The organism is Corynebacterium sp. KPL1995 (assembly GCF_000477935.1).
Lineage (GTDB): Bacteria > Actinomycetota > Actinomycetes > Mycobacteriales > Mycobacteriaceae > Corynebacterium > Corynebacterium pseudodiphtheriticum.
Genome location: NZ_KI515715.1, coordinates 640,999 through 667,047, shown reverse-complemented (window position 1 = coordinate 667,047; position 26,049 = coordinate 640,999). Strand labels below are relative to the sequence as shown.

19 protein-coding genes and 1 pseudogene are annotated in these 26,049 nt (G+C 56.3%); 12 read left to right on the top strand and 8 right to left on the bottom strand.

The genetic code is table 11. The features are described 5' to 3' along the window. Positions 1-3: 3 nt before the first annotated feature. From HMPREF1292_RS02955 to HMPREF1292_RS02940, 4 genes are all read right to left on the bottom strand, one after another. Positions 4-2,688, bottom strand: a complete 2,685-nt coding sequence (locus tag HMPREF1292_RS02955; protein ID WP_023018681.1) for a choice-of-anchor M domain-containing protein — start codon at positions 2,686-2,688, stop codon at positions 4-6. A gap of 161 nt (positions 2,689-2,849) precedes the next feature. After that, positions 2,850-5,675 (bottom strand): choice-of-anchor M domain-containing protein, encoded by a 2,826-nt coding sequence (locus tag HMPREF1292_RS02950; RefSeq protein WP_023018680.1) that lies wholly within the window; start codon positions 5,673-5,675, stop codon positions 2,850-2,852. 262 nt (positions 5,676-5,937) lie between these two features. Continuing rightward, on the bottom strand, positions 5,938-7,605 hold the full coding sequence (locus HMPREF1292_RS02945; RefSeq protein WP_023018679.1) for a hypothetical protein: 1,668 nt from the start codon (positions 7,603-7,605) through the stop codon (positions 5,938-5,940). Beyond that, on the bottom strand, positions 7,602-8,528 hold the full coding sequence (locus HMPREF1292_RS02940) for an ABC transporter ATP-binding protein (RefSeq protein WP_023018678.1): 927 nt from the start codon (positions 8,526-8,528) through the stop codon (positions 7,602-7,604). Before HMPREF1292_RS02940 ends, HMPREF1292_RS02945 begins: the two co-directional genes overlap by 4 nt. Before the next feature lie 99 nt (positions 8,529-8,627). On the opposite strand from HMPREF1292_RS02940, the gene HMPREF1292_RS02935 reads away from it, so the two are divergent. Then, positions 8,628-10,073 (top strand): sodium:alanine symporter family protein, encoded by a 1,446-nt coding sequence (locus HMPREF1292_RS02935; RefSeq protein WP_023018677.1) that lies wholly within the window; start codon positions 8,628-8,630, stop codon positions 10,071-10,073. Between the two features lie 44 nt (positions 10,074-10,117). Here the strand turns inward: HMPREF1292_RS02935 and HMPREF1292_RS02930 are convergent, their stop codons facing one another. Together HMPREF1292_RS02930 and hutG are read right to left on the bottom strand one after the other, a co-directional pair. Further along, positions 10,118-11,485 (bottom strand): Na+/H+ antiporter family protein, encoded by a 1,368-nt coding sequence (locus HMPREF1292_RS02930; protein WP_023018676.1) that lies wholly within the window; start codon positions 11,483-11,485, stop codon positions 10,118-10,120. A gap of 57 nt (positions 11,486-11,542) precedes the next feature. Beyond that, on the bottom strand, positions 11,543-12,499 hold the full coding sequence (gene hutG, locus HMPREF1292_RS02925) for a formimidoylglutamase (RefSeq protein ID WP_034645017.1): 957 nt from the start codon (positions 12,497-12,499) through the stop codon (positions 11,543-11,545). A gap of 288 nt (positions 12,500-12,787) precedes the next feature. On the opposite strand from hutG, the gene hutH reads away from it, so the two are divergent. From hutH to trpA, 8 genes are all read left to right on the top strand, one after another. Next, entirely contained in the window at positions 12,788-14,374 is a 1,587-nt protein-coding gene (hutH, locus tag HMPREF1292_RS02920; RefSeq protein ID WP_023018674.1) for a histidine ammonia-lyase, read from the top strand. Positions 14,375-14,570: 196 nt separating this feature from the next. Continuing rightward, positions 14,571-15,776: an imidazolonepropionase gene (gene hutI / locus HMPREF1292_RS02915; protein WP_023018673.1), complete on the top strand. Its 1,206-nt coding sequence runs from the start codon at positions 14,571-14,573 to the stop codon at positions 15,774-15,776. Between the two features lie 109 nt (positions 15,777-15,885). Continuing rightward, on the top strand, positions 15,886-17,493 hold the full coding sequence (locus tag HMPREF1292_RS02910) for an anthranilate synthase component 1 (RefSeq protein WP_023018672.1): 1,608 nt from the start codon (positions 15,886-15,888) through the stop codon (positions 17,491-17,493). Next, the gene (locus HMPREF1292_RS02905; RefSeq protein ID WP_023018671.1) at positions 17,493-18,146 is read left to right on the top strand and encodes an anthranilate synthase component II; all 654 of its coding nucleotides are present in this window, start codon (positions 17,493-17,495) and stop codon (positions 18,144-18,146) included. Before HMPREF1292_RS02910 ends, HMPREF1292_RS02905 begins: the two co-directional genes overlap by 1 nt. After that, entirely contained in the window at positions 18,146-19,291 is a 1,146-nt protein-coding gene (trpD, locus tag HMPREF1292_RS02900; RefSeq protein WP_023018670.1) for an anthranilate phosphoribosyltransferase, read from the top strand. Before HMPREF1292_RS02905 ends, trpD begins: the two co-directional genes overlap by 1 nt. Further along, positions 19,281-20,780: a bifunctional indole-3-glycerol-phosphate synthase TrpC/phosphoribosylanthranilate isomerase TrpF gene (trpCF, locus tag HMPREF1292_RS02895; RefSeq protein ID WP_023018669.1), complete on the top strand. Its 1,500-nt coding sequence runs from the start codon at positions 19,281-19,283 to the stop codon at positions 20,778-20,780. The genes trpD and trpCF overlap by 11 nt, the downstream gene beginning before the upstream one ends. A gap of 8 nt (positions 20,781-20,788) precedes the next feature. Further along, on the top strand, positions 20,789-22,057 hold the full coding sequence (gene trpB / locus HMPREF1292_RS02890; RefSeq protein WP_023018668.1) for a tryptophan synthase subunit beta: 1,269 nt from the start codon (positions 20,789-20,791) through the stop codon (positions 22,055-22,057). A 2-nt stretch (positions 22,058-22,059) separates the two neighbouring features. Beyond that, positions 22,060-22,890 (top strand): tryptophan synthase subunit alpha, encoded by an 831-nt coding sequence (gene trpA / locus HMPREF1292_RS02885; RefSeq protein WP_023018667.1) that lies wholly within the window; start codon positions 22,060-22,062, stop codon positions 22,888-22,890. A 145-nt stretch (positions 22,891-23,035) separates the two neighbouring features. Here the strand turns inward: trpA and HMPREF1292_RS02880 are convergent, their stop codons facing one another. Next, on the bottom strand, positions 23,036-24,316 hold the full coding sequence (locus HMPREF1292_RS02880) for a dicarboxylate/amino acid:cation symporter (protein WP_023018666.1): 1,281 nt from the start codon (positions 24,314-24,316) through the stop codon (positions 23,036-23,038). Positions 24,317-24,409: 93 nt separating this feature from the next. Between HMPREF1292_RS02880 and HMPREF1292_RS02875 the strand changes: the two genes are divergently transcribed. From HMPREF1292_RS02875 to HMPREF1292_RS02865, 3 genes are all read left to right on the top strand, one after another. Continuing rightward, on the top strand, positions 24,410-24,880 hold the full coding sequence (locus HMPREF1292_RS02875; RefSeq protein ID WP_023018665.1) for an SdpI family protein: 471 nt from the start codon (positions 24,410-24,412) through the stop codon (positions 24,878-24,880). Between the two features lie 109 nt (positions 24,881-24,989). Beyond that, positions 24,990-25,361 (top strand): Rieske (2Fe-2S) protein, encoded by a 372-nt coding sequence (locus tag HMPREF1292_RS02870; RefSeq protein ID WP_021353365.1) that lies wholly within the window; start codon positions 24,990-24,992, stop codon positions 25,359-25,361. Positions 25,362-25,406: 45 nt separating this feature from the next. Beyond that, positions 25,407-25,742 (top strand): hypothetical protein, encoded by a 336-nt coding sequence (locus HMPREF1292_RS02865; protein ID WP_023018664.1) that lies wholly within the window; start codon positions 25,407-25,409, stop codon positions 25,740-25,742. A 53-nt stretch (positions 25,743-25,795) separates the two neighbouring features. Here the strand turns inward: HMPREF1292_RS02865 and HMPREF1292_RS02860 are convergent. Next, a pseudogene (locus HMPREF1292_RS02860) lies at positions 25,796-26,024 on the bottom strand (AzlC family ABC transporter permease); the annotation flags it as partial. Positions 26,025-26,049 lie beyond the last annotated feature (25 nt).

Sequence of the window (26,049 nt, the reverse complement as noted above, 5' to 3'; positions counted from 1 at the left end):
GGATTACTTTCCGGGAAAATTTGGCATTTTTGAAGTAAAGAAGTGGGCGATTTGCGGTTGCAATTCCGCCAACAGAGCGACCATACGGGCAATGAACACAATGCCCAGAACTGGTGCTAGCAAGTGAACCGTGTTGAAGTTAGAGAAGAAGCCCTTTGGTGACGAGCTGCCTGGTGTGGACTGCTTGTCTGGATCCTTCGGAGATTCTGGCTTCTTGCCGCTTTCCGGGGCACCTGGCTTCTCGGGTTTTTCTGGGGTTTCAGGTTTGCCTGGGGTGCCTGGCTGGCTTGGCGGATTTGGTTTGCTCGGCTGGTTCGGGTTGCTCGGTTGATTCGGTTGATCAGGCTGGTCCGGTTGATCAGGCTTCGGTGCCGGAGCGGTCTTGCACGTCTCCAATGCCTCTTCCCCAACGGTGACGACGAGCTCGTGGCTATCAGACTTCAATTCTGTGCCATCTTTCGTCTTGCCGCTGTAACTGGCGTCGAAGGTGTAGATTCCCGGATGAGAGAAAGCCCAGTGCACATGGGTGTGCGCCGAGTAATGAGATTCAATCGAATAATCCTGTTTGGTGGAGTCGGCAAGAATCTCATGATCGCCGCCGAAAGACCCCTTATCGATGAACACACCCCAGCTGGAGTTTTCCGGTGTTTCACGTGGAACTAGGTTCAGAGATACTGGGCCGTCGAATTCGTCCTGCACCGGAATAGCTTCGGTGTTGTACCCCGGCCACAAGACGGCTTTGTCCTGAGCCTGCGGCAAATAGTAAAACTCACTGCCTTTCTCGCCAATGAAGTTATACTTTTCGTCGCTCAATTGCTCCGGGCGCTTCCGTTTCGCATTGTCCCGGATAACAAAAACGACATCCTCCAAGGAACGTTCCACGGATTTATCTGCGGCCAGCCGCGTATCGTCTTTCAACGCAATATCAAGACCATCTTTAGTGCGCCTACCCAGAATGTCGACGTGACCGCGGTTGAGAAGGACCTTGTCCTCACAAACTGGGTGCCCAGCCTGCTCATCACTGCCCTGCTGCTCGTTGTTCTTTGGCGGTTCCTGCTGTTCTGCGCCTGGGTTTTGTGCACCCGAGTTTTCGGTACCGCTATCATCTTGGCCAGTTTGTCCTGGTCTTTGCAGCTCAGGCTCTAGCGAGCCATCGATCTCACCCAAGCGGAAGGTCGCCTCGGCGCTAGTTCCAGCGTTGAATTTGTCTGTGACAATTCCGGATGCAGCTTTACGGCCAAATCCAGCATGTGGAATGACATCGATTTTTAGGAGCGCATTCTCCGGTAGGTACTCTTCTCCAAACCGGAGCGTTCCTTTGCCGTCCTGAAAGGTGCCCGCCAATTCCCGGTCTGCGGTACCTTTTTCTAACCAAGCTTCATTTTCATAGATTCCACCCGTAATCAGACCCTGTAGTTTCGGGTCTTTCGCCTCGACGACGATTTCTCCGACCCCATTAGCCCCGGGGACGTATTTCACGGTGACCTCATCATTCGTGACCGCTGTATTCGGTGCCGGGAAGTTGAAGGTCCGCAGGTTATTGCCCTTGGGCAGTTGCTCCGCATGATTGTCCGAGGTGGTTTCGACCCCAGCCTGGCCTGCGGAATATGCTAACGGTGCAGAAATCCAGTGCGCAGAAGTTTCATCATCCGGGGTGAACACCGCTTGGATATTGGATTCTTGGGCGCTCAGCAATTCATCCCAGGAGGCTTTACCGTTTTCAACCTCAAGGTCGGTCAAAAAGTATCCGTCGACGAATAACGTCACGGTGCCAGAAAGCTCCGGGTTTCCGGCATCGAAGGAGATGGTGGAAAGTTTATCGTCACCGTCGACAGTCGGGTCCGCTTTTTTCGCAACGCTTAACCGATAATTGGCCTCTGCAAGATTTGCTGTGCGCGCCTGATTGTAGCGTTCCTGTAAAGGCTTCGTGGCCTCTGATTTCGGCTGCTGGCCGCCCGCCTGAATCACCATGGTTCGTGGTTCGGAGGCCACATAAGTGCCGTCTTTGCGCAGACCGCTGGTCTGAAACTTCAGCTCATATCGTCCGGGTTTAGTAAATACGGTTCCGATGTGGTTGTGCTCGCCGGGCTCAATCGAAATGGAACGTGGCGACGATGCGCTAGTACCCAAAAGACGCAGGACATCGATCGCTTGCCCGGACCGGTACTGCAGTTGCTCTACCTCGCCTGGGCCATCCACCGACAAAAGATCCAGCGATACCCGGCCGTTCAGCATATCGTCGACGTTTAAGTCTTTTTCTGCACCATAACCAAGCCATGCTGGGTCTTGTCGGCCTCCCAATGGCGTTTCTGGCGAATACACGTAGGTGTCGCCTGGGGTGCCTAAATAGCTCAGGCGCTCATTATCAGCCACGGTGAACTGATACTGCTGCTTCTTATCAGCGCCGTCACTGTTATAGCCTTTTCCAATCCATACCGCAGACTCTGAGAACTTGTGTGCTCCCTCGTTATTATGTGCGTACAGGTCAAACACCCCGGCTTCATCCCGCACGGTATACGGCGCATCAATGTGTTCTCTGGTGAGAATCTTTTTGCCGTCATCTGGGCCAGCGGTTGCTGCTGGCAACCCAGCAAAAGTAGTGCTGAGGGCCGCGGTAACTGCAACCGCTAATCGGATATTGCGACTACGCCGCCCTGTCGCGCGCGAGCGACGAAGCTGTGGGGCCATGACTCATAAGCCTTTCTTTATTAAAAATGAATCCGCTTTTCAGGAGTGGTGTCAAAATACCGTAACTGAAAGCAGTTTGCAACAAGGCTTAAGGTTGCCGTGTGTCATACAGAAATTATGAAGAAAGGCCCAATACGTGGAGAAAGCGTTTCAGCTCTTCACTACTTTCCCCACTTCGGAAGCCCTGGGATGCCCTGCGCAAAGAAGTTGGCAACCTGCGGCTGCAGCTCCATAAACAGCGCAACCATCCGCGCAATGAACACAATGCCCAACACTGGTGCTAGCAGGTGCACTGGGTTGAAATTCGAGAAGAAGTTTTGCGGTGACCAACCGCCTGGCTTGGATTGGTTGCCCGGCTTCTTCGGAGCTTCCGGCTTCTCTGGTTTCTTCGGGGTTTCCGGTTGCTTTGGTGGTTGCGGCTTTTCCGGCTGGCTCGGCTTCGGATCTTTCGGAGTCTCCGGATCTTTCGGAGCTTCCGGCTCACCGGGCTTTGGCCCCTGCGGCTTTGGCTCACCCTCAGGTTTTCCAGGTGCGGGTTCATCCGAACCGTTTTCTGGCTTGTTTTCCTGCCCTGCCCCTGGCTTTGGTGCGGTGCAGGTCTCCTTTGCATCCTTGCCTACCGTAATGACAAATTCCTGGCTTTCGGACTTCATCTCACGGCCGTCTTTAGCTTTCGCGCTGTAATTAGCATCGAAGATATAGACACCCGGCTTGGAAAATCCCCAATGGATGTGAGTGTGTGAAGCGAAGCTCGACTCAATCGAATGATCATTCTTGGTTGAATCAGACAAGACCGTCGGCGCCTCACCCAATCGTCCATCGATAAATGTTCCCCAGGTTGCGCCTTCCGGCACATCACGCGGCTGCAGATTGAGCGAGACGTCCCCATCAATCTTGTTAAAATCAATCGCTTCAGTGTTATAACCTGGCCAAATCACACCAGGACGCTGTGTTTGTGGCAAATGGTAAAAACCGTCATCCTGCTTGCCGAGGAAGTCAAACTCCGCACCCTGGTGGGCTGCCCGTCGAGTCTCCTTAGTGTTATCACCCACCACCAAAGCAACCTCGCTCAGCGCACGCTCCACGCTCTTCTTGTCAATCAGGCGGGTATCATCTTTCAGACTAATATCAAACCCATCGGCGTTGTGCTTCGCCAAGACATCAACATGTCCCCGGTCCAATAATTTCTTGCCGACGCACACCCCACGACCTTGCTGTGAAGGAGTCTGATTTCCTGGCACTCCTGGATTCTCAGAGCTCTCCGGGGGGTTTGGAACTTCAGATGGCTTGTCTGCGGGAGGCTGTTGTCCAGCATCATCGGAAGCATCTGGAACGCTTTCCGGTACTCCGGGGGATTCACCAAAGTGCACGGTACCTTCGTAAGAGTTGCCGCGGATAAACTTTTCAGTAATTGCCCCGCGAGCATTAGCTAGCCCATAACCAGGGTGCGGAATAACATTCATGAACAGCACGCCTTCACGTGGTGCATACGTCTTATCGATCGTCACAAAGCCTTTGCCATTAACGATAGCGCCTTCTAATGGTAAGTCAGCATAACCACCTTCCGTATCTTTCATCGTGCTATAGACTCCACCAGTAAACGCACCTTGGAAAGTCGGGTCCTTGGCTTCTACGTAATACGTGTCGGTTAGCCCATCACCGGAGACATAACGTACGTCAACATCTTTGCTGGTCAACTGGGTACCCGGTTCTGGAGTTCGCAGATCCCGCTTATTATTACCCTTCGGCAAAGCATCCGCATGCTGTGCACTGGTGGTTTCTTTCGACTCGCCAGCAGAATACGGTAGCGGTGCAGAAATCCACCGCGGAGCCGTTCCTACAACAGCCGCAGCGCCCTCACCAGTGCCCTGAACAGTGGATTCACCAGCGACCACAGTATCCGGGGTGAAAACAGCCTGAATATTCGACTGCTTCGGGCTCAACAGTTCATCCCAGGTTGCTTTGCCGTTTTCCACGGCAAGGTCCGTTAAGAAATATCCGTCGACGAACAAAGTGACGGTACCATTCAGGCCTTCCTTACCCGCATCGAAGGTGATCGTCGAAAGTTTGTCGTCCCCACCCGCCTTCGGCTCGGATTTCGGAGCAATCGTAAGCCGGTAATTTGCTGCCGCAGCGTCTCCTTGTGGAGCTTTTTTAAAACGATCTTCCACTGACTCGGTTGGAGTATCCAGTGGCCGCTGTCCACCAACCTGAATTACCTGGGTGCGTGGTTCTGAAGTGACGAATTTTCCGTCGTTGGTACGCGAGCTCACACGATAGGTCAACTCGTACCGTCCCGGCTTAGTAAACAGTGTGTTTAAGTGCGTGTGCTCAGCAGGCTTAATCGAGATAGAATGCGAAGAGGATTGCGTTGTGCCAACCACGCGTGCAAGATTGAAAACGTCGTTGGGGTTGTAATTGTACTGTTCCATGTCCCCAGGGCCGTCGATGCCGATCAAATCCAGCGCGACCCGACCATTTTGCACGTTGCTGACGTCGAGGCCACTCTCAGCACCAAACCCGTACCAAATCGGCTTGTGGTTGCTGCCGGTTGCACCACTGGGTGCTTGCACGTAGGTCTCGCCAGGCTCGCCAATAAAAGCAAAATCGCCGTTATCGGGCAACGTAATTTGATATTTCGGCTTGGTTTTCGCTTCATCATCCCAACCTTTACCAATCCACAGGGCAGAATCAGCAAAAGCTGCGGTTGTGGCCTCATAGTCACCATCGACAATCTGATTGTATTTAGTACGCGCATCAAACTGCCCATCTTTACTCACCACATAAGGCGAATCAATGTGGCGTTCGGTCAAAATGAGTTTGCCATCATCAGGGCCTGCCGAAGCTGCCGGGAGACCAGCAAACGCGGTGCTCAACGCCGCGGTTACTGCCACCGCGATACGGATCCGCGAACGACGCGATCCAGGCACCGTAAAACGTCGCCCCTGAGCGCGCACGTCGGCACGCGAGAAATCTGAAGTTTTCACTAATAAAACCTTTCTTATTGAAACCCATTCCCAATGAGTTTAGTTAAAAATAACCTACCTGAAAATAGGTTGCAACAAGGCTGGTTTTCCTGCTTAAGCCATGCTCATTCACCACTAAAAACCTGTGCATGCCCCCAGCAAAAAGCCACGACATGCGGCAAAACAAAACCGGGCCCATCACCTCCGTGATCAGCCCGGTCACCCGAAAAATCGTGCTGTAGAAAGCTGCTGTGCTGTAGAAAACTGCTATCCCCGCACAGATTTAATAAAAATTCCGCACCTTAGCAAAAACTTCCGGCCACCGCTTTTCCAAACGCTTCGCGGCCGCAGCATGCCCCAACCAAAGCCCAGCCAACGCAACAAGCACACTCAGAACAACACCAGCCCAGAACAACGTCGGCAAGCCAGACAACTGTGTGACACCACCATCACCGAGGTTCATGCCAACAATCATCATGATGATCCCGGGCGCGAGCGGTAACCACACCATCAGCACAGATACCAGCATCATGATCAGCGCTCCAACAGAAAACCCCGACTTATCCTTCATCGGGTTGGTGCCCGGCGCGGAAACCTGAAACGGATTCCACACTGCCAACAGCGCCGCCAACCCCGCATTCAGCAACACCGCCGAGCCTGCGATCACCGCGAGCACCACCACAGTGGTCAGCTCGGTACCCAGCATCGCCAAAACCACCAGGTAAATCACCAAGGTCGGCAGAGTAAGCAGCAACACCGCCTGCGTGCGTGCCCACAATAGCGTGCGCGGCGCCAATCCAGTGCTCATGTGCACCCAGTTCGACGGCCCGTCATAGCCCAACGCATTCGAGGTCATACCGGCAGCAAACAACACAAAAAACAACACCGCGGCATAGGCCATACCAGACTGACCATTAATCGCAGACATTGCCAGCACCATCACCAAAAACAATGGCATGACTAGCAGGTTGTAGGTAAAGCGAATATCACGGCGCCAATACCGCAATGTCAGGGAGAACACTGCCCCGCTTGCCGACGCCCGCACCCCCGGCAATAACACGCTTCCCGCTGCAGAACCAGTGGCTGCCGCCCCGGAATCGCCGGTCACGGTCTGCGCATTACGTCGCAGCGCCCAGTGCCATACGCGCCACGCCACTACGACCGTCGCCGCCGAAATCGCTGCCTGCACCAGGGCAATTACCCAATGAGCCTGCAGCACAGCAACGGCCGCACCTGGTGCCGCACCGAACGGCGTCCATGCTACAAGTGCCAGCAAAGTATCCCACGGCAGCGAAAATTCCAAACTGCCGTTGACAACAAAGTTGAAACCGAAGACCACCACGATGAAGCCCAGGGCGCTAGCCATCGCAGCTTTCTCACTGTTCTTGCGGTTTCCTACACTTCCCAGCAACCTCGCCAAGGCTTCCCCACCAGCAACCGTAATCACCAATGAAACCAGCACAGCCGGTATCCACACCGCAATGCCCCACCCACTGCCGTGTTGCACCAAACCGACGGCACCAAGCACGATCATCACCAATGAGTTAAATATCGCCAGCACGCCCCGTACCGTCAACAGTGAGGTCGCCGCCGCACCCCGTAACATCACTGCTTCCGTGAGCGGCAGCACCGCCAGACGTGCAGGATCAACTTGGTTCTCTCCGGCCGGCATAAACAACGCTGCCAGCCAGTAGCCCACCGTGCCCGCCGCCAGGCTATAGATCATGGGCATGAAATCACCAACAGAGGCTCCCAGCAGCGTAAGTGCGCCGAGGCCAACCAGCCCAATGAAGGAATAGAACGCGACTATTATGGCGATGAAAATTTGCGAAGTATTCGTACTGAAATGCCGCTTCCACAACTTCCAGTGCAAGCTAGTAAATACTCGTAGCGACGGTTGCGCTGCTGTCTGCGTCGCTGCTGTGTTGGTCCTTGGTGCTGTGCGGGTCACTGCTGCGCCCCCTTATTGCTATCGGAGGCGTCGTCGGCACTAGAGCTCTTCTGTCCCGCGCCAGCCAGCCATTCCAGTGAACCTTCCGCCAGATGACGCCCACCGACCAGTTCCACAAAACGCTCGCTCAAGCTAGAACCAGCACGCACCTCATCCAACGTGCCGTCGGCAAGCACCTGGTTCTTGCCGATCACCGCGACGTGATCACACAACGCTTCCACGGTTTCCATCACGTGCGAAGACATAATCACCGTGCCGGAGCTGGCAACATAGGCTTGCAAAATCTCCCGGATGGTGGTCGCAGAAACCGGATCAACGGCTTCAAAAGGCTCGTCGAGAATCAGAATGTCCGGGCGGTGCAACAGTGCCCCGGCCAGCAGGATCTTTTTGGTCATGCCTGCGGAATAATCGACGATCAACTTGCTGGAAGAATCAGCCAGGTCCAACGCATCCAGCAACTCACGAGAGCGCTGCGCCACCGTGGGCTCATCGATGCCACGCAAAAGGCCCAGGTAATGCAAGTATTCCTGTCCGGATAGACGATCAAAAACGGGCAAGCCGTCGGCAAGCAGCCCGTAAGCGGCTTTCGCAGCATTGGCCTCCGCCGTACTACCCCACACGTTATGCCCGCACACCAACGCGGTGCCGGTATCGGGGCGCAGCAGGCCAGTAGCCATCAACACGGTGGTAGTTTTACCCGAGCCATTCGGGCCGACGAGGCCGTAAAAGCTACCGCGCGGAACCCGAAGGTTAATATCCCGCACGACGACCTTGTCGCCGTAGGACTTACCCAAACCTTGCAGCTGGAGCGCAGCATGTGGGTGTGGCTCAGCTCCAGATCGCAGGTGAGAAGCAGATGATTCAGATTGCACAGAAGAACGCCCACCGGAGGCGGGACCGGCGGACACCGTTGGGTCAACCATGATTAGGCTACGCTTTCTACTTGAGATAATAGCTGCTACCCAAAGCGTAGCAACCCAGCAGAGAAGTTAATAGGGGGCTGTGCGTATTCTCTGTAGTTTATGGCAGACGATTCATTCGCAGATTCGCTCCAGAACATTCTGGACGGCATTGACAAGTTTATTTGGAGCCAGTGGTTCCTCATTCCCCTGCTGTTGTTCACCGGCTTGTGGCTCACGATCCGCCTGCGCGGTGTGCAGTTCCGCAAACTCGGAGTGGCGCTACGCCACGGCTTCATTGACCGTAATGACGCGGATGGCGCAGGTGACATAACCCAATACCAAGCGCTGACCACTGCCCTCGCCGCCACCGTCGGTGTGGGCAACATCGTCGGTGTGGCCACAGCGATTTCCATCGGCGGGCCGGGCGCTCTGTTCTGGATGTGGATCACCGGGCTGCTCGGTATGGCCTCGAAATACTCAGAAGCATTCCTGGGGGTGCGTTTTCGCGTAGCCGATGCACACGGCAAAGTCTCGGGCGGGCCCCAACGTTATCTTTCCCAGGGCATCCCCGGCAGACTGGGTAAATTCCTCGCGTGGTTCTTCACGATTTCCGCAATCATCGCATCATTCGGTATCGGAAACCTCACGCAAGGCAATGCCGTTGCCGCAGGTTTGGAAAGCACCTTTGCTGTGAGCCCAACAGTCACCGGCGTCATCATGTTCGTACTCATCGGCGCGGTGCTACTCGGCGGAATCGGCTCTATCGGCAAAGTCACCTCAGCTTTTGTCCCACTGATGATCATTATTTACCTCACCGGCGGGATCATTGTGCTGGTCATGCACGCCAGCGAAATTCCTGCAGCTTTCGCCATGATCTTTAACGACGCGTTCACTGGTACCTCTGCCACCGGCGGGTTCCTCGGGGCGGGAATAATCCTGGCAATGCAGATGGGTGTCGCCCGCGGTATCTTCTCGAATGAATCCGGCATGGGTTCGGCCGCGATTGCAGCCGCGGCTGCCAAAACCACCCACCCGGTGCGCCAGGGTTTGGTTTCCATGACGCAAACCTTCATCGACACGATCGTGGTGGTCACCATGACTGGGCTAGTCATCGTGACCACTGGGGTGTGGGAAGCCGGTCAGAATAACGCTGCCAACATGACCGCCGCGGCCTTCAGCGAAGGTATTGGCTCTGATTGGGGCGGCACTATCGTTTCTTTGTCGGTGATATTTTTCGCATTCTCGACGATTCTTGGCTGGTCCTATTACGGAGAGCGCAGCGCCGAACGTGCCTTCGGTGCCTGGGCCTCAATTCCCTACCGCATGGTGTTTACCTGCGTTATTTACATTGGCGCAACTACAGAGATCAGCCTGGCCTGGACCTTCGCAGATATCGCCAACGGGTTGATGGCAATACCAAACCTGATTGGCTTACTCATTCTTTCTGGCCTCGTCGCCCGCGAAACGAAGGTTTATCTGGATTTTGACCCGACGCTACGGGCGCAACCGCGAGATATCGAAAAATTTCTCATTGCAAGCAAAAACCCGTGGCGCAGTAAGTTCTAGCGGGCAGTTCACTCACCTACAGTCACTCACCTACGCCCACTCACCTACAGCAGCATCGTGGCCGCCCAGCCAAAAGCAATCAGCGGGATGTTGAAGTGCAGGAACGTCGGGATCACAGAATCGCGGATGTGGTCGTGCTGGCCGTCGACGTTCAGGCCAGAAGTTGGCCCCAGCGTGGAATCCGAGGCCGGGGAGCCCGCATCACCCAGCGCACCTGCAGTACCCACCAGAGCGACGGTGGCCAGCGGGGAGAAGCCCAGAGAGATACACAGAGGGACGTAGATGGTGGAGATGATCGGCAACGTCGAAAAGGATGATCCGATACCCATTGTGACGATAAGACCCACCAGCAGCATCGCCAGCGAAGCCAGCGCACGATTACCGTCGAAAGCAGCAGCGGTGGACTCGACGAGGGTCTCCACGTGTCCCGTAGCAGCCATAACCGAAGCAAAGCCTTGCGCGGTGATCATGATGAAACCGATCAACGCCATCATGCGCATACCTTCGGTGTAGATATCGTCGGATTGTTTCCATTCCACACCACCGAAGGCCAGCATGATTACCAAGCCAGCGAGGGCACCAGCCAGCAAGCTATCGGCATCGGAATCTAAGTATTGCAGCACAATCTGCACGCCGAAGGTGGCGATCAGTGCGACGATGGAAATAGTGATGCGATAACGCGAAATCTCGACGGCTTTGGCTGCGTCCTTCGAGATTGGGATTTCTTGATAAGTACGTTTTTTGCGGTAGCTGACAAAAACTGCAAACAGAACACCAGTGAGCATGCCGAGGGCAGGGATCGCCATGGCCTGCATGACGGAAACATTATTAGCTTCGGGCATTCCCGCATCCACGATATTACTGCGGAGAATGTCATTCATATAAATATTGCCGAAACCAACCGGAATGAAGAAATAGGTGGTAACCAGGCCAAAAGTCAGCACACAGGTGATCAGTCGGCGGTCCACCTGCATTTTATTGAGAACGGAAAGCAGCGGAGGCACAATCAACGGAATGAACGCGATGTGCACTGGCACCAGGTTCTGCGACATGACCGCCATGAGCAGCAAACCTGCGACCGTAAGCCACTTGGCGACGGCTACGGCTTTTTCTTTGGTTTGCTCATTATTTTCTGCATTGTCTGCGTCAATCCGATTAATGATGGATTCGGCTAGCAAGCGGGGGAGACCCGCATTCGCGACCGCGAGAGCGAAAGCACCCAGCAGGGCATAATTCAGCGCAATGGACGCACCATTGCCAATACCATCCTGGAAAGCTGCGAAGGCACCACCGATACCTAAGCCGCCAACCAGACCGCCGACAATCGCGCCGATAAGGAGCGCTAGTACCACGTGGACGCGGGCGACGGCCAGACCCAGCATGACCACCACGGCAATAATCACTGCATTCATGGTGTTAGTTTTAACACGTTGGGCCTAGATAGTAATAGCCACCGCTAGCTTTGCGGTTTATTTGCGGGCTGCGCCGTGTTCGGCGATGATGTCGTGAATCATGCGGGCCGCCAGCTTGGCTGTCCGTGCATCTACATCATACTTTGGATTCAACTCAACCACGTCCACGAGACGAAGCTTTCCGGTTTGCGCCAAAGCCAGTGCCATCGCATGAATTTTCAACGCTTCCACGCCAAGAGCGGCCGGGGCAGATACACCCGGCGCCACCGATGCCGGAAGTACATCTAAGTCAATACTAAGATGTATGTTTTTAAAATTTTCAGATTCTTTTATTGCAATTTCGGTGACTTCCTGCACGGTTAGCCGGGCCAGATCTTCATCAAGTAAATAGCTCACGCCAAGCCGCTCTGCGGCTGCAAATAACACGCGAGTATTGTTCGCGGCTGAAATACCCCAAACAACATAATTGAAATCTTTACCGTTGATTTCAGAAATTTGCCGGAATGGAGTTCCTGAGGTCGGTTCTTCTGCCTCACGTAAATCAAAATGGGCATCTAAATTAAAAATTCCGAGCGATTCCAGCGAAGCAGAATTTTCATTTTTTAATCCGCGCACCAAACCACGGTGGGAAGCAAATGAGGTTTCATGCCCTCCACCCAAAATTACCGGCAAGTGTCCTGCGCGCACGGCCGCGGCGACGCATTGCGAAAGTTCTTCTTGCCCGGATTCTAAATCTCGGCGTTCGTAGCGGACTGTTCCCGCATCGTAGCGGGGGAAATCATCGTGGATAGCCAATCCGCCCAATGCCCGGCGAAGCTCATCCGGGCCGGCCGCGGCACCCTGTCGGCCACCATTGCGACGAACTCCTTCATCAGAGGCAAAGCCAAGCAACACAGCACCCGGTTGGGCCTCCGCTGCGTCACCAAGGGTGAAATCTGCATCGATCACCGAATGCCAACGGGCATGTTCTGGGCCAGGTCCATCAACGCGTCCACTCCAAGTAAATTTACTCATGCCAGCTAGTCTAATCAGTTTGTTTTCGGTCTCCCCAGGCTTGGTAGAACAATAACGTGTTTTCATCACAGTGACGAATTTATAATGGCAGCTAGGTAGTGCGCTGCACAAATTTCAGAAGTCTGGTATCCAAGACAAACAACTTAGCGGGCACGTTGGACACCCACTAAAATAGTGCTGTAGTACACAATAAAATTACGCCCACGCTTAAGCGATTAAACCGCATCAACATTAAGCAAACCCAGACAAAACCGCCAAGCATCAAAACCCAACTATCAAGGAGTCACAATGAACACAGGAACCTCCAACGGTAACCCCGATGCCAAACACACCATCACGGTAGGCACCGGCGCATTAAGTATTGCGGAAGTAGTCGCCGTCGCACGCGGTGGGGCAGCGGTGGAAATTTCTGCGGATTCCCTCGAGCAAATCGCGATCACCCGCAAGCGCATTGATGACCTCGCCAATGAACCAACCCCGGTCTATGGCGTCTCCACCGGATTTGGTGCTCTGGCCCGCCGACACATCCCGCACGATATGCGTGCCCAGCTACAGCGTTCGCTCGTGCGTTCGCATGCGGCAGGTTCCGGGCCGGAGGTAGAACAAGAGGTTATCCGCGCACTGATGCTGCTTCGCTTGTCAACGTTATGCACTGGACATACTGGCGTGCGCCCGGTCGTCGCCGAAACCTACGCCGCAGTTCTCAACGCGGGCATCACCCCGGTGGTGTACGAGTACGGCTCACTCGGATGTTCCGGCGATCTCGCGCCGCTGTCGCATTGCGCACTGGCATTACTAGGGGAGGGGGAGGTGCGCGTTCCTGGCTCCGAAAAACCGGTGCCTGCCGCTAGTGCGCTTGCCGACGCCGGCATCACCCCGCTCGAGTTGGAAGAAAAAGAAGGCCTGGCGTTGATCAACGGCACCGACGGCATGCTGGGCATGCTGTGCTTGGCCATCCACGATCTGCAGGATCTGGCGAAGGTCGCCGATATTTCCACGGCAATGACCGTAGAAGGCCTACACGGCACCCTGAGTGTGTTCGACGATAAACTGCAAAAACTACGCCCGCACCCAGGCCAGGCATCGTCGGCACGCAATATCCGCACCGTCGCAGCCGACTCGCCATTGCTGGCGGCCGCGCAAGAAGACTTCCGGCAAACCCAAGTCCAGGATGCGTATTCAGTGCGTTGTTCACCGCAGGTCAGCGGCGGTTTCCGCGATACCATCACCCACGCCATTACCGTCGCCGAGCGCGAGCTCGCAGCAGCCGTCGACAATCCCGTCGTCATCGATGGGGAAGTACGCTCCAACGGCAATTTCCACGGTGCACCAGTAGCTTATGTACTGGACTTTTTGGCAATCGTCGCGGCGGACCTAGCCTCGATTTCTGAGCGTCGCACCGACCGCTTCTTGGATACTGCACGCAACCGCGGCTTGCCAGCGTTTCTTGCCGACGACCCTGGTGTCGACTCCGGCCACATGATCGCGCAATACACCCAAGCCGGGATTGTCTCAGAGCTGAAACGGGCCGCAAATCCAGCCTCGGCAGATTCCATTCCGTCGTCCGCGATGCAAGAAGATCACGTGTCCATGGGATGGTCCGCTGGCCGCAAGCTTCGCACCGCCGTCGACGGCCTGCAGCGAGTCTTGGCCATTGAATATCTCACCGCCGCCCGCGCGATTACCATGCGCTGCCGTGATGCTGAGACCGAATCCGCCCCGGGCACCACAGCCGCCGTTGCTTTGCTCCGCGAAGGGGTAGCAGCGCCTGCCACCGACCGCTTCCTGGCTCCAGAAATTGCTTACGCCCACAAGCTGGTTGCCAGTGGAGCACTCGTTGCCAGCGTCGAAGGCGTCGTCGGCGCGCTGGATTAGACGCTGGTATCGGGAGCTGGCAGAAAAGCGTTAGCGTCAGGGCGCTAGCAGGGGAGCACCGGCCCAGCAGAACAGGGCCGAGCGCCCACCGGCGACAGTACCAACGAAGGCAGCGCCCACGAAGGCAGCACCCATGAGGACTTGCACATAGACAGACATCTCCACGCACGCGAGATATCACCATTCGAAAGGCATCATGAGCACACTTTTCCACAACATCAGCGAACTACGCACGGTCTCGGAAGCGGGCACCATTAAAGACGGCGCGCTGCTCGTCGACGGTAATGGCGTCGTCACCTGGGTCGGCGCGTTGAATGACCTGCCACAGGACCTCTCCGAGACCGTAGAGAAAAAGATCGACCTGGGCGGCCGTGCAGTACTGCCAGGTTGGGTGGATTCACACACGCACATGATTTTCGATGGCAACCGCGCCGAGGAGTTTGAAGCCCGCATGGCAGGCGAATCCTATTCGGCCGGGGGGATCGCCACCACCATGGAAGCCACACGCAGTGCTGGGCGTGAGCGTTTGGAACAGTTGTTGCAAGAACGCATCGCTGGTTGTCACGCGGGTGGCACAACCACCATCGAAACCAAGACCGGCTACGGTCTGAACACGGAATCCGAAGCTTTGGCAGCCGAAGTAGCCAGCAAGGGCGTCGACGACGTGACTTTCCTGGGTGCACACCTGGTTCCGCCGGGAGCAGATGCCGACGAATATCTGCAAGAAGTAGTCGGCCCGATGTTGGACGCCGTAGAGCCGCACGCTGGCTGGATCGACGTTTTCTGCGAGACCGGCGCGTTTAACGAGGAACAATCGCGCAAGGTACTCGAGGCCGGTAAGAAGCGGGGTCTGCTTCCACGCGTGCACGGCAATCAGCTGCAGCAGGGCCCCGGTGTACGCCTAGCCGTTGAGCTCGGTGCCGCGTCGGTGGACCACGTGAACTATCTTTCCGACGACGATATCCAATCACTAGCCGGCAGCGAGACCGTCGCTACGGTGTTGCCGGCCTGTGACTTGTCGACGAAACAAGATCTCGCCCCAGCTCGGAAATTGCTGGATGCCGGTGTCACCGTCGCGATTGCCTCAAATCTGAACCCTGGCACGTCGTATACTTCCTCGATGAATTTCTGCGTCACCACGGCGGTGCTGCAGCAAGACCTCAGTTTGGATGAGGCTATCGAAGCCGCAACCTTGGGCGGGGCGAAAGCGCTGCGTCGCCAACCGGTCAAAGCTGGGGAAGATGCACAGGGCCGTCCTGGCCGCGGAAGTTTGGTCCCCGGTGCGGCAGCAGATTTGCACGTGCTCAACTTCACCAACGCAATCGAGCTGGCTTACCGCCCAGGCATGCCTGCGACTTACCGAACCTATAAAAACGGCGAGCTCGTTTTCGGTGCGGAATAAGCAATGTTTCACGTGAAACATTGCCATTCCCGGCGGCGCCGACCCTCGGAGCGAATTTAAGCCTAGGTCACGCCGCCCATGTCGGCTGCCACACAGTATTGTTGGGGCTATGAATTTTGCTGCACATCTCCCCACAGCGCGCCGCGATCTGCGCTACCACGCGGATGCGACGCAGCTTTTCGCCCATCTAGGCGGGCTCGAGCGCACAGATACAGTACTGCTGGAATCAGCGGATATCGAATCCAAGAAAAACCTTCTCTGCTTGGCGGTTCTCGATTCCGCTGTTCGCGTTCGCTGCCACGGCAGCCGGGTTACCGCGCAGGCGCTCACAGCTACCGGCGAAGAGATCATAGCGAAATTACGTGCCGAACTTTCCGAACATGAAGTCACGAGCAATGGCGACGGCAATGACGACGATCGGGGAGTGGCAGTCTTCGAGTTCCCGGTATCCCAGGCCGCCGATGAACGCGAACGCCTGCTGGCGATCTCCCCGGCAGAAGTGCTGCGTCGGCTGCAATTGAGCGAGCAGTATGGCAGCAACGACACTCAACAGGGCTCCGCCGGAGAAGTACCGGATCTGCCCTTATTGGCTGGCGGCTTCGCCTACGACTTTTTAGAAACCTTCGAAACCCTACCCGCGGTCAGCGAAGGCGACAACACATACCCAGATTACGAATTCGTCGTCGCAGAAACACTACTAAAAGTAGACCACCTGTCACAGACGGCATATGTGTGCGGCGTCGGAACCAGCCAGGACGACGTCGACAAGCGGCTGGCTGCCTATGCCACGAAAGCCGAAACTGAGATCACACCACTGGCTCCACCGGAGCAGGGCGTCGACAAGAACCAACCGCTGCGGGTCCGCACAGATATCGACGACCAACAATTCCGCAGCCACGTCGAGCAGCTCAAAGGCAATATTTATCAGGGCGATATTTATCAGGTGGTGCCCGCGCGCACCTTCCGCGCCCCATGTGCAGATGCGTTTTCTTCTTACCGGCGCCTACTCCAGACAAACCCATCGCCGTATATGTTCTACTTCCGCGGCGAAGACTACGAGTTGTTTGGCGCCTCGCCAGAGTCCAACCTGAAATTCTCCCCGGATACGCGCGAAGTGCAGCTGTATCCAATTGCAGGAACGCGCCCGCGCGGCTTAAACCCGGATGGCAGCGTCAATCACGAACTCGATATCCGCAACGAGCTGGAGATGCGCACCGACCACAAGGAGCTGGCCGAGCACACCATGTTGGTGGATCTGGCACGTAACGATCTCGCCCGCGTCGCAGTACCTGGCACGCGTAAAGTCGCGGAGCTGTTGCAAGTGGACCGATATTCGCGAGTGATGCACCTCGTCTCCCGCGTCACCGCCACCTTGCACGAGGATTTCGACGCCCTCGATGCCTACCGCGCGTGCATGAACATGGGCACGCTGACTGGTGCACCAAAACTGCGTGCGGTGGATCTGCTACGCGAGGTGGAAGGCAAGCGCCGCGGTTCCTACGGCGGCGCAGTCGGGTACCTCGGTGGCGACGGACGCATGGATAACTGCATCGTCATTCGCAGTGCGTTCGTTCGTAACGGGGAAGCGATCATTCAGGCCGGTGCCGGCGTTGTGCGGGATTCTATTCCGCAGGCCGAGGCCGACGAGACAGTACACAAAGCGTATGCGGTGCTCGATGCCGTCGCGCTGGGGGCGCCAGTGGAGGTGGCACGATAATGACTGCACAGCCGCACATGACAGCACAGCCGCATGTCGTGGTGATTGATAACCGCGATTCATTCATTTACAACCTGGTCGACGCGCTGAGCGGGCACCACTGCACAGTTTTCCGCAACACGGTCGATGTGGAGACGGTGTTGGCCGCCAAGCCGGATTTGCTGTTGTTCTCACCGGGGCCGGGGCACCCACGGGAAACCGGGAACATGATGGAGCTTCTCGACGCCATCCATGGTGAAATACCGGTGCTTGGAATTTGTCTGGGATTCCAAGCCCTCCTGGAACACTACGGCGGCACAGTGGAACCGTGTGGACCGGTGCACGGCCGCTCCATACCTATGACGCTGACTGATGCTGGCGCGCACCATCCGCTGTTTGCTGGGCTGGCAATCGACGAGGAACCAGACAAACCAGAGCACGTCGGCCGTTTGGTGCCGGTGGCGCGTTACCACTCGTTGGGATGCGCGAACCCGCCGGAACAGCTACAGGTACTTGCAACGACAAAGACTGACTTAGGCGATGTGGCCATGGCGGCTTATGCCCCCGATGGCTCGTGCATGGGCTTGCAGTTCCACCCGGAGTCGATCTTGAGCCCGAAGGGGCCAGTCTTGTTGAATCGCTGCATCAACTTTTTGACGAAAGGGGAGTGCTGATGACTGACCAGCGCACCACCGGAAAAACCACCACTGAAAACACCGTTGCGGAAAACGCCAACGCTGAAAACGCCGGCGCGGAAAGCACCACCGCGGACCACGGCTCCGACAACGCTGACGCGAACCCCGCGCCGCTGGACCGGCTGCTGGCCTATCTGGACAATCATGACCCGACAGTCGAGCAAGCCCGCGAAGTTTTCCAACCACTGACCATTGGCGAGTACGAGAACGTACACATTGCGGCTCTGCTGGCCACGATCCGCACCCGTGGTGAGACCTTCGCCGACATCGCCGGCGCCGCGCAAGCGTTTATCAATGCCGCGCGCCCATTCCCGATTACCGGTGCCGGTTTGCTGGATACCGCCGGCACGGGTGGTGATGGCACCAACACGATTAATATTTCTACTGCGGCTTCGCTGGTTGCCGCCGCCGGGGGAGCAAAGGTGGTGAAAGGAGGCAACCGTTCGGTGTCGTCACGTTCCGGTTCCGCCGATGTCCTGGAAGCCCTCAATATCCCGCTGGACTTGGATGTGGATCGTGCAGTTACCCAATTCCAGAATTCTGGCTTCACCTTCTTATTCGCCCCGGCGTATCATCCGGCGGTTGCGCACGTGATGCCCGTGCGCAAGGCACTGAAGGTTCCCACCCTGTTCAATACCTTGGGCCCCTTGTTGTCGCCGGCACGTCCAGAGTTTCAGATGATGGGTATCGCCCGGCCAGAAATCGGAGAAACCATCGCCCGGGTATTCCGCGAGCTCGGCCGCAAACGAGCACTCGTCGTGCATGGCTCCGGTACTGACGAAGTAGCGGTGCATGGCCCGACCACGATCTGGGAATTGCGCGACGGCGAAATTGCACAGTACGAGCTCACCCCAGAAGATTTCGGTGTAGCCCGCCACGAATTAGCTGCCTTGGAAGGCGGAGATGGTACTGCGAATGCCACTGCAATCCGGGCTATCTTCGAAGGCACGGCACCACAGGCACACCACGACGCCGTCGCCGTCAACGCCGGAGCAATGCTGTACGTCATCGGCAAGGCAGATTCCATTGCCGAAGGAACCGCGCTGGCAACTCAAATCATTAACGACGGCACCGCGAAGCGTTGGTTGGCTACCCACGAGGAGGCCGATTACGGTGAACGCTAAATTGCCCACGGTGCTAGAAAATATCGTTGCCCAGCGTCGTACGCACCTGCCAGCCATCACCGAGCGCATCGCACACGTGGACCGTGCACAGCTGCCACGCTCACAACGCAGTTTGTACGATTCACTTCGGGCGCGCCCACAGGCGTTCATCATGGAGTGCAAGTCGTCTTCGCCGTCACTGGGCCTGATTCGGGCAGATTATCAGCCCGGCGAGTTGGCGCGGGTGTATTCGCGTTATGCTGCCGGAATTTCCGTGTTGTGCGAGCCGGAGCATTTCGGTGGCGACTATGACCACCTTGCAACCGTCGCCATGTCGACGCACCTTCCGGTGTTGTGCAAGGATTTCATTATCGACCCCGTGCAGCTCTATGCTGCGCGTTATTACGGTGCCGACGCGATCTTGTTGATGCTCTCGGTGCTCGACGATGACGAGTACGCACGGCTGTCTACGCTTGCCGACGAATTGGGCCTGGACGTGCTCACGGAAGTCATTGATGAGGACGAGGTTGCCCGCGCGTTGCGCTTGGGTGCGCAGATCGTGGGCATCAACAACCGGAACCTGCATGATCTTTCCATAGATCTTTCACGCACTGCGAAATTAGCGGCATTGCTCCCAGAAGGAACACTAGCCCTTTCTGAATCCGGAATTCGGGATAATAGGGCAGTGCGGGCTTTGGGCGCACACGCTTCCGGATTTTTGGTCGGTTCGCAGTTGTCTTCGCAGCCGGATACAGACTGGGCAGCCCGCGCCTTAGTCTATGGCCATAACAAAGTTTGTGGCTTGACGACGTCGGGCACCGCGCAAGCCGCTCGCGCCGCGGGTGCGGTCTACGGCGGTTTGATATTCGAGAAAACATCTCCCCGCGATGTTTCACGTGAAACATCGAAAAAGATCATCGCCGATGAACCCGGACTGCGCTACGTCGCAGTTTCACGCCGGACGACGGGCTGGGCCGAGCTGGTACAACCCGGCATCCACGCCCTCCAAGTCCACAGCCCATACCAGGGGTCTATTGCCGGGGAAGAAAAATTACTCGCAGGCGTACGTGCCGAACTTCGCGCCGCGGGAGCGGACCCAGCGGATACCGGCCTAGAACTCTGGCGTGCGATCTCCATGACCACCCCGGAGGTGGAACCGGAGAGACTCAACGAGCTCGTTGCCCCCGGCGCTGCCGACAAACTCGTCCTCGATGCGGGCCAAGGAGGAACCGGCAGCACCTTCGACTGGCAATCAATTCCCGATGAGATTAAGCCCCACTCATTGTTAGCAGGCGGGATCAACCCCAAAAACCTCCAAGCCGCACTGGAACTTGGATGCTTCGGCATCGACCTGAACTCCGGGGTAGAGGTAGCCCCTTCTACCGCAACTGAGACCTCAAAAGCAGGACCGGCCGCAGCACCACGAAAAGACGCCTCACTAATCCGAACTGCCTTTGCCACCATCCGCAACTACACAGAACCCCACGACTACCCAGAATCCCGAGACTAGGACACACCATGAGCAATGAACGTGCGACAATTTTGCCGGCATATTTTGGCGAATTCGGCGGGCAATTCGTCCCCGAATCCTTGATCCCTGCACTGGATCAATTAGAGCGTGCTTTCGTCGACGCAATGGCAGACCAATCCTTCAAGGATGAATTAGCACGTCTGCTCAAAGATTACCTGGGCCGCCCGACACCATTAACCGAAGCTACCCGCCTGGGCGGCAAGGCCCGCATCTTCCTGAAACGCGAAGACCTCGTGCACGGCGGAGCACACAAAACCAACCAGGTGTTGGGTCAAGCGCTGTTGGCCAAGCGGATGGGCAAAAAGCGTGTGATTGCCGAAACCGGCGCAGGCCAACACGGTACCGCGACGGCTTTAGCTTGCGCGCTGCTTGATCTGGAGTGCGTGGTGTATATGGGCGCCGAGGATGTGCGTCGGCAAGCACCCAACGTGTTCCGCATGGAACTCATGGGGGCCAAGGTGGTCTCCGTGGAAACCGGTTCCGGCACGCTGAAGGATGCCGTGAACGAGGCTTTGCGCGATTGGACCGCCACCTTTGAGGATTCGCACTATTTGCTCGGCACCGCGGCAGGTCCGCACCCATTCCCAACCATCGTGCGAGAATTCCACCGCGTGATTTCCTCCGAGGCGAAAGCACAAATGATTGAACGCACCGGTGGTCTTCCCGACGTCGTCGTGGCTTGCGTCGGCGGTGGATCGAATGCGATTGGTATGTTCGCAGACTTCATCGATGAGCCGGGTGTCGAACTTGTCGGTGCCGAGCCTGGCGGCAAAGGAGTGGACTCCGGACGACACGGTGCCACTATCACGCAGGGGACTGTCGGAATTCTGCATGGCACGCGCTCATATCTGATGCGCAATGCCGAGGGCCAGGTCGATGAGTCCTATTCGATTTCAGCCGGGCTGGATTATCCCGGTGTCGGACCACAACACGCACACCTGCACGCCAGCGGTCGTGCGACCTATGTTGGCATTACCGACGCCGAAGCACTGGAAGCATTCCAACTGCTGGCACAGAAAGAGGGCATCATTCCGGCACTGGAATCCTCACATGCCCTGGCGTATGCCCTGAAGCGTAAAGACGAAGATATCTCCATCGTGGTCTCACTATCCGGCCGAGGCGATAAAGACATCGATCATGTGCGCCACGTCTTAGGTGATTTGGCAGATGAGACTGGCGCCTGGCAACGCTATGCCGATGACAACGCCGCACAGAAAAAAGCCGCCGAAGAAAATGACGAGAAGGGCCAAGCATAATCATGGGACGTTACGAAACACTGTTCGCTGATTTACGCACAAAGGGCGAGGGCGCGTTTGTGCCGTTTTTTATGCTCGGCGATCCTAGCTACGAAGCATCGCTAGAACTCATTCGGGCAGCAGTGAATGCTGGGGCAGACGCATTGGAAATCGGCATTCCCTTTAGTGACCCGGTCGCCGACGGACCAGAAATCGAGAAATCCCACCAACGGGCTTTGCGCGCAGGTGCCAGTCTGGATAAGTCGTTGCAACAGCTGCGCCAGATCCGCGAGGAATTCCCAGATACTCCCATCGGATTGCTGGTCTATTGCAATTTGGCGGTAAGCAAGGGAACCGCACAGTTCTATCAAGCCTGCGCCGAGGCGGGGGCGGATTCCATCTTGATCCCGGATGTTCCCACCCGCGAAGGTGCTCCGTTCGTCGCGGCCGCGCAACAGGCAGGAATTTCGCAGATATTTATTGCTCCGGCACGTGCCAGCGAGGAAACGCTGCGGGCGGTTAGTGAAAACTCGACGGGTTATATTTACGCGTTATCACGCCACGGTGTCACTGGCGCGGATAAAGAAGCCGAGACCGGGGGATTGGATACTGTTGTCGATGCGATTAAGCGTTTCGACGGTGCACCGGTGCTCTTAGGTTTTGGCATTTCCGAGCCTGAACACGTGCGCGCAGCATTGGCCGCTGGCGCTGACGGTGCGATCACCGGTTCTGCGATTACCCGCATTATTGCTGGCCGGGTTAATTCCACGGAGCAAGGTAACGAGTACACTCTCGCAGAGCTTGCCGACGAGGTATCCGACTACGTCGCACACATGAAAGCCGCAACGCGGTAGCTGCACCGAGGTAGCTACAACAAGGTAGCTGCAACGCATTAAGCGCCAGGACTAACCCAGCCCTGGCGCTTAAATCATTGTCACTGTCGATTGTCAGTGTCTGTGTATTTCTGTCAGCGGTTGCCTGAATCAGATTTTGTCTGAATCAGTTTTTACCTGTTTCAGTTCTTCCGCTGCCAGGCGAATCCTGGCCCAGTGCTTCACCCGTGGCAGGAACATCGTAGTCGTCCGGCAAGCCAACGCCTTCTGCCGCGGTGCCGTTCTTGGTCCACTTGTTGATCAACAAGGCGATCGCACCATCGCCAGTGATATTCGCCGCGGTGCCGAAAGAATCGACCACGATATACGCCGCAATCATTAGTGCGAGCATATCCTCGTCGAAGCCCAGCATGCTGCCCAACAATCCCAATGCCGCATACACCGCACCACCAGGAACACCAGGGGCAGCCACCATCATAATGCCCAACAACAGCATGAAACCTAGTGCGAGGCCGAAGCTGACATCCATGCCGGACAGGTAAACAATGCCGAAGGTGTACAAAATCAGTTTGGTCATCGACCCAGACAAGTGCATGGTGGCACCAAGAGGAACCACAAACCCAGCGATATTCGGGGCCACGCCGTTTCTGAGTACGGACTTATAGGTAACCGGGATGGATGCCGCAGAAGAAGAAGTACCCAATGCCGTGAAGTAGGCCGGGAGCATGTTCTTCAGCGCGGTAAATGGGTTCTTCGCAGACAGTGCACCGGCAAGCAGGTACTGCAGAAGAACGACTACCCACGTCATGACAACAGACAACACGAGCACCCGGGCGAACGAACTGATGACATCACCCAAGTTGTCATTCATCATCAAGTTCAAGAAGATTCCATAAATGAACAGTGGCAACAGGGGGATCACGAAGGAAGTGATAACCTTCATGATCAATTTCTCGAATTCCCGGACCCCCTTGTATAGGGCAGGGGAGGAGACTGCCGTCATCGCGAGACCTAACGCGAAAGCTAAAAGCAGAGCGGTCATGATCTCAAACGGAGGAGCCATCTCTACTTCGAAGTATGGCGTCAATGCACCTTCTTCTACATCGCTGACATCGAGATCAAGCGACTGGTCACCCAATAATGTTGGATAACCAAAAACCGCCACTGCATACGCCAACAATCCGGCACCAATGGTGGATAGATAAGCAATCCCAGTAGTGATACCTAGCCACTTTCCAGCGCCTTTACCCAGTCCGGCGATAGCCGGGGTAATGAGAGCAAAAATCAGTACCGGAACGAAGAAACCGAGGAACTGGCTAAACAGGCCGTTGAACGTGACGAAGACTCTGGCTAGCCATTCCGGGAAGAATAATCCCGTAACGACGCCAAGAATGATCGCCACCACGACGCGAAACAGCAGCGAGGAGCTGACTTTACGAACGCTCATAGAAAACTCTTAACTATGGATGGTGGTATTCAGGACCCCTTAAGCATAGCGAAGTGTTTTCGTCATTCTCGCAGGCAGGGCTAGACTGGGGACATGATCGTCGTTCCCATCCTGCTGTTCGTTTTGGCCGCCATCGTTATTACCGTGGGCGGACTGGCCACCTTAAAAAAGCTACCTGGCAACAGCGTTTTCGGCTTACGGGTACATGAAGCACGTAAATCGCCGGAAGCATGGATGACCTCGCACGCCGTAGCGGGCCCGGTCTGGTTGGTTGCTGGGGCAAGCCTGACGTTCGGCGCTTTAGTTTCGCTACAAGCAAGTGGACTGATGTGGGTAATTCCCGCAGTGACGACGGTCGTCGGCATCATTGCCATTTCCTACGGCGCCAACCTGGGTGCCCGGACCGCTGTCCTCTACGACCAGCACGTCAACGCAAAAAAGAATGCGGATGCTACCGGTGGGTGTTGTTCGTCTGGCGGTGCCGACGCTGACGGAAAACCAAAAGCACCCAGTGTTGATATGAACGCACTACGCCGCGCTGCTCGGCAAGCTGATAATCAATAGCCTAAAAATCACAGTGACGTTATCCAGCAGAGAAAACCCCTGCTACAAATTAAAGACACTGTGACAATAAATGCGTTAACCCACATCCCGAACGCAAGGAGTGACCACCATGGCACAGAATTGTTCCCGTCGACTTTTCCTTCTCGGAACCGCTACCACCGTCGCGGGCGCCTTCTTAGCCGCATGTGGTAAAGAACCACCAATGGAAGTAGCCAAGGCGGAAATTCCAGTCGGATCAGCAATCATTGCCGACGGATACATCATCGCCCAGCCTGAAGAAGGTAAATACGTCGCATATTCCCAGCAGTGCCCGCACCAGCGGAACCTAATCACTAAAGTCGAAGGCGACGAGGTTCGCTGCACAGCGCATAACTCCGTATTCAAAATCGCCGACGGTTCCGTGGTCTCTGGCCCAGCCCGTGACCCGTTGGAGCCGGTTTCCATTGATGACGCCGGCAACGCGCTCAACGTCCACAGTTAAATACACGAAAATAGGGAAGTACACGAAGATAGGGAAGTGTTTCACGTGAAACATCTATATACGCGACTGACGATGACCATCCCCGGTGCGGGAACAGCGATTCACCTCGCGGAATTGGAAGAAAGCGGATCCGGTTGCCTGGTACACCGCATGATCGCGCTGACACCAGATGAAGTTATCGCTGGGGCAGCGCGCGTCGACAAGCCAGGAACCAGCGCAGAAAAGATGCACCGCGCCGGACAGATCGATGTACCCAAAACCACCGTCCCGCATCCCAACACCTACGGTAACTACCCGGATATCACCACACAACATTTATCCCACGATGCCTTTGCGGCCTGGTGGGTAGAAGTGCAACAACGTTTCCCAGAACTGGCCTAACAAAGTCACGAACGGGAGACTAAAACACTACGTTAATAAAGCCGACGTAGGCTGCCGTACCACCGATGATCGACAATGCCGGTGAACGCCGCGGAAATCGGGCCGACGCCCGCCCGATCAGCCCAGGGGCGAGAAACTCCATGGACCCGGCATAAATGACGACCGAGAAAATCGGGCCCACCACCAGGCGAACCCCAACTGCGTGATAAAAACGCCGAAAGCCAAGCCGAGCGGCACCAAACCAAGAAAAACCGGGGCGGCCTCCTGCCACCCAGCGCGCACGGATTCCCGCCGGGTGTGTGACGCG